Source organism: bacterium (assembly GCA_037147175.1).
Classification (GTDB): domain Bacteria; phylum Cyanobacteriota; class Vampirovibrionia; order Gastranaerophilales; family UBA9971; genus UBA9971.
Genome location: JBAWVS010000085.1, coordinates 1 through 5,384, shown reverse-complemented (window position 1 = coordinate 5,384; position 5,384 = coordinate 1). Strand labels below are relative to the sequence as shown.

The 5,384-nt window shown below is 33.5% G+C and carries 5 protein-coding genes; 2 read left to right on the top strand and 3 right to left on the bottom strand.

Annotated features, from left to right (window positions below; genetic code table 11):
- Positions 1–383: 383 nt before the first annotated feature.
- The 3 genes from WCG23_12850 to WCG23_12840 all read right to left on the bottom strand — a co-directional run bounded on the left by WCG23_12850 (position 384) and on the right by WCG23_12840 (position 2,893).
- Positions 384–1,601, bottom strand: a complete 1,218-nt coding sequence (locus tag WCG23_12850) for a phosphopentomutase (GenBank protein MEI8390758.1) — start codon at positions 1,599–1,601, stop codon at positions 384–386.
- A 23-nt stretch (positions 1,602–1,624) separates the two neighbouring features.
- The gene (locus tag WCG23_12845) at positions 1,625–1,867 is read right to left on the bottom strand and encodes a hypothetical protein (GenBank protein ID MEI8390757.1); all 243 of its coding nucleotides are present in this window, start codon (positions 1,865–1,867) and stop codon (positions 1,625–1,627) included.
- Positions 1,868–1,930: 63 nt separating this feature from the next.
- Positions 1,931–2,893, bottom strand: coding sequence for a hypothetical protein (locus WCG23_12840; GenBank protein MEI8390756.1), 963 nt, complete (start codon positions 2,891–2,893; stop codon positions 1,931–1,933).
- 98 nt (positions 2,894–2,991) lie between these two features.
- Here WCG23_12840 and WCG23_12835 point away from each other — a divergent pair, with 98 nt between their 5' ends.
- Both WCG23_12835 and WCG23_12830 read left to right on the top strand, forming a co-directional pair.
- A complete protein-coding gene (locus WCG23_12835) occupies positions 2,992–3,693 on the top strand; it encodes a hypothetical protein (protein MEI8390755.1) in 702 nt (233 codons plus the stop codon).
- Positions 3,694–3,698: 5 nt separating this feature from the next.
- On the top strand, positions 3,699–5,186 hold the full coding sequence (locus tag WCG23_12830) for a DUF4127 family protein (protein ID MEI8390754.1): 1,488 nt from the start codon (positions 3,699–3,701) through the stop codon (positions 5,184–5,186).
- Positions 5,187–5,384 lie beyond the last annotated feature (198 nt).

Below are 5,384 nucleotides of genomic sequence, written 5' to 3'. Positions count from 1 at the left end.
CCTAATGAAAAATACCGAGAATTAACGGGTGTTGCGATTGCTTAGCGAATTCACCGACAAAAAATAATTGCCTGTTTTCGCTATGAAGATTTACAAAACTTTACGTATTTACGCAAAAAGCAGTTTGCGCAGCTGTTTTGTGCGAATTGCTTTTTCTGCGGAAAATTTAACGTGAATTGCCGAACAATTAAAATCTGCATGAATATTGGTATTGTCATTCTGAAGGCTTTAGTCCGAAGAATCTGTCCAGTAAGCATTTTTAGCTAAAATCATAAATTGGACAGATCCTTCGCTTTGCTCAGGATGACATTCTCAAAAATCAATATTTGCAATAATTTTAACTAATTGGCGACTCGAGTTATTTAAAAGACCTGCCCTTAAATTTAAATCAAAGAAATTCCCGGTCCATCATAAGAAACCTTTAACCATTCTGAAATTGTTTTTGCAATATCAGCAAAAGTTTGTCTTGTTCCTAAATTTTGCCCTTGTATTTCAGGGTTATAGACAAGAACAGGCACCATTTCCCTTGTATGGTCAGTTCCCGGAGCTGTCGGATCACATCCATGATCTGCGGTAATTATAAGCAAATCGTCTTTTGTTATTAAAGAAAGTATTTTTTCCAGATAAAGATCAATTTCCTCAATAGCTTTTCCATAACCCAAAGCATCATTTCTATGACCAAAAAGCATATCAGTATCGACAACATTGGTAAAAATTAAAGAAATCTCGGGGGTTTTAATGTTTTTATAAGTAATTAAGTGTTCTTCGCCTTCAAGTTTATTTTTCAGAGCTTTTAGTGTTAATTCCAGTCCTTCTTTGTTTGTTCCCGTATGAATTGCTTGAGTTACACCTGATTTTACAAAAATATCTTCTATTTTTCCGATGCCTATAACACTTCCTTCTGAATCGACTATTTTATTTAAAATTGTGTGTTTTTTGGGTGGAACGGAAAAATCCCTTCTTCCTGTGGAAATTCTTTTATACTTCCCGCTGACTCCTTCAAAAGGTCTTGCTATAACCCTGCAAACATTGTGTTCGCTCGAATGGGAGTCCAGTAATTCTCTGGCAATTTCACACCATTTATGTAAAGTTTCCAGCGGAATAATATCAACATGGCATGCTACCTGAAAAACACTATCAGCACTCGTATAAACAATAGGAAATCCTGTTTTAATATGCTCATCTCCGAGATTATCAAGAATAGCCGTTCCTGAAGCGGGAATATTTCCAAGGACTCCGCCACAATTAGTTTTTTGAATAAATTCATCGATTAAAAACTGCGGAAAGCCTTCAGGATAAGTTTTGAAAGGTTCTTCAAGAATCAAACCTGCTATTTCCCAGTGTCCTGTTGTAGTATCTTTTCCTTCAGAAACTTCCAGCATTTTTCCGAAACTTGCGATAGGCGAATTATTTGGCTTAACTCCTGCAATATTGTCAATATTTCCCAACCCCATTTTTTCAAGATTTGGAAGATTTAATCCTTTATTAAATTTGGCGACATTCACAAGAGTATTGCACTCCATTGAATCACTGTACTTAGAAGCATCAGGCATAGCGCCTATGCCCATGCTGTCAATTACAATTACTATAGCTCTTTTCATTTGCGTATTCCTTTTCCAGACTGCTATGCTTTCTTTCCTTTGAATTTAGGGAAATAATAATCCCAACATTTAATTTCTCCGCAATACTGACATACTGCATGAGAATTCATAAACCCTAAGTCAGGTATAAACTCATATCCGTCAACATTAAAAATAATTTCATCATGTTCGTTAAGAGTTTTGGTAAAAACACCCGCACCTTTATAGTTCGGGTTAAAAACCAGACCGTAATTATCTACTGATTGACATTTTTTACATTTAAACATTTGCATGACTCATTTATTCTTCATCATTTTGGGGTTGAGCTGTTGGAATGAGGATTTTTTCATCTATTTCTTTCTATCCAAAATATCTTTATACAATAAGGTAAAACATGCGCTTCCCCAAGGAAGCATCATTGCTGTTAAGACAACATCAACCGTACATAAAGCCATAGTTTCCGCTATGCCAAACGGGGTTATCTTGAGGTCTGCCCAATGTCCGTATTGAAACATATTATCTTTAAAAATTATATTTGCAAAAGCTTCAAACGGCTGAATCAAATATGAAAAGAAAGGTGTTTTTTCAATGAACGTATTAAATAATTCAGGAATAAAAAAAGTTGTAACAAATAAAAGGATAATTCCCATAGACAGCGTCCTCCAAAAATTCCCCTTCATTAAGTTACAGCTCTTCTTAAGGACTTCAACAGGTGATATTGCTTCAAAAGCAAATATCTGAAAAGCAAGGCTGATATTTACAGACAGCATAATGGAAAAAATCACGGAAATCAGCACCATTGCGAGAAAAATTGGTGCGATAAAAGCAGTATTAATAAAAGCTCCTAAGAAAAAGGTTAAAAAAGGAAAAATTAAAATTCCGAGCCATAAAAAAGTTATGAGCAAAAATAAAATCACATAATTATTTGTTTTTAATTTTACGGAACTGTTATAAATCTTGAAATCGCCAAAAGTTCCTTTTTTTGATATATCAAAAATCATGGGGTTTAAAGACACCATTACAATCATATAATCCCAGAAAGCTTTTATAAAAATCAAAAATCCCGGCAGCACAAGCAGCAATAAACCTAAAAGAATCAAAAGCAAATTTTGTTGGAGGTTTTCTCCCGAGACTTTAGACAGATACTGCTCTCTAAAGAAATAAGTCGAATAAAAAATCAAAAATATTCCTATAATTTGTCCAAAAACAGGAAAAAGCATTACTCTTGATAACGGGAAAAAGTTTTTTATATAAATCATTAAACTTTTAAAAATTATTACAAATATATTAGTTCCTGATTTAGGCTTGCCCATAAAAAATCCTTAAATTTTCATCAAACTGCTTATAAATTATATCCTTAAAAACAGGTTAAAGGTATAATATAATTTAAACATGTTAAGGGAAATCCGGAATGAAAAAAATTTACGCCAGTCTTGCTTTGATAGCATTAATCTATTTTTCTGTACCTGTAAAAGCGCAGGTATTCGACTTAAGTTCAACCAAAAAAGCTGATTCTATTATAAATCAGAATGTTCCTGCTGTTTATAAGCCCTCAAAGCTTATTCTCGGGGCTAAAACAATATTTGTAATAAAAGCTGAACCAAAAAGTCACGTTTCATTGTTTACTTCGGAAGAAAATGCGGGCGCTTCTGAATTTTACGGACATAAATTAAGACTGGGAGAAACTTTAAAACATTATGAAGGAATTATCGGGGATAAAGGAATTTTGGAGCTTGAAATTCCGCTTCCTGCCGAAAAAAATCTTGCAGGAAAAATTCTTTATTTTGAAGTTCTTGTCTGGAAAAAATCAGATTTTAGCGACTTAAAAGTTGCCAGAACGATGGGAATAGACGGCAGAGAAACAGCTATCAATGCTGTTATAATAGCAGAACCTCCAAAAAATCAATACATGCCGGGAATAGGACCTAATATTCCAGGAACAGGCGGTGATTTTAGCAAAGCTCAGGAAGTATTCAGCAAAATGAACGGAAGTTCTAATAATGAAAATTCGGATAATTATTATCAAGATGAAGTCTTTTCTAACAATAAACCTTTAATATTAAGAAATCTTCACGCACCCGAGTTAAAAACAGAATCTAATAAAGAAAACTGACAACCATGAGTAAGACTGTTAAAATAGCTCTAATTCCTCTGGATAATCGACCGGTAAGTTATACTTTACCGCAGCAAATTGCTTCATTAAACAAAAGCATAGAGTTTTTTGTTCCGCCAAGAGACTTTCTCGGGGGACTGATTGATTATTCACAAATTGATAAAATTTTAGAATGGCTTGATAATACCCTAAAACAGGAAAAAATTGATTATATAGCAGCTTCTCTTGACACTATAGCCTACGGAGGGCTTATTCCTTCAAGAAGACTCAATAATTCTGCCGTAGAAATAATTAAAAATCTTAATAATTTCCGCAATATAATAGATCGGCACAATACAGAAGCTAAAATTTACGGATTTAGCAGTATTATGCGTATTTCTGACAGTTATGTAAACGAGGAAGAAAAAGAGTACTGGGATAAGTTCGGCAAGGAACTTTTTAAGTATTCTTATTTAAAACATAAAATTGATGTTCAAAATAACGATATAGACAGAAAAGAATTTAATGAGCTGAAAAATAAAATTTCTCCTGAAATACTTGATGACTACTTAAAAACAAGAGAAAGGAATTTCTCAATTAACAGATTTTATTTTAGCTGGGTTGAAGAAAACTTTCTGGATTTTCTGGTGTTCAGCAAGGATGACACGGGTCAATTCGGAATAAATGTTCAGGAAGCCGAAGCTCTTGACTCCGAAATACAGGACAGGAAGTTTTTTGGCAAAGCCATAACACTTACAGGCGCCGATGAAATCCCTTCTGATCTTATATCAAAAGCTCTGGTTGACAGTTCTAAACAGATTATTAAAATTTTTCCTGTTTTCTCGACAAAAAATGGGGTAAATATTATTTCACGCTACGAAGATAAAACAATTTTTGAGTCGGCATCGGGACAGATAAAACTTTGCGGAGGAGAAATTGCTGATTCCGAAGAAAATGCCGATATGATCTTGCTTGTTCACACTCCTGAAAATATTCAAAACGATCATTGTCTAAAAATATATGCTGAACCGGAAAACAAAGAAGCTGTAAAATTCTGCACAGATTTAATTAAAAATACCAAAAAACCTGTAATAATAGGGGATATTGCTTGTGCAAACGGAGGAGATAATTTTCTGGTTATGAAACTTCTTGAACAGGTTTCGATTATTAACAAAATTTACGGTTATGCAGGCTGGAATACAACAGGAAACACCCTGGGCAGCGTGATTTCTATCGGGATATCAAGAGTTATTGCCGAAAAGACAGAAAACTTTGAATTAAATAACTTTAAAAAAACTTTATTGGTCAGGTTAGCTGATGACTGGGCTTATCAAACAATTGTAAGACAAAAAATCAGGGCTTTTACAAATTTTGCCGACAAAAAAACACTAAAGGATGAGTTAGTTCCTTTAGTGTTAAACCTTACCAAAAAGATAGATTATAATTTGAATTTATCTGACTTTAACCTTGATTTTCCCTGGAATAGGACTTTTGAAGTTGAAATAATTATTTAGTTTTATTTCAAAATTTACTTATCCAATAACTTAAGCTATCTGGAGCTTTTTAGTTTGTGTTTTACTTCCACTGTCACTTCCGGTTTTACTTCTGGTTTATCATGACTTACTAGCAAGTCTTTTAACATTTTTACAATATTACCAAAGCTAGTGTTCAGTTAAGTTAAAAGTTTAGAACAAATTTTCTTTTTTCACGTC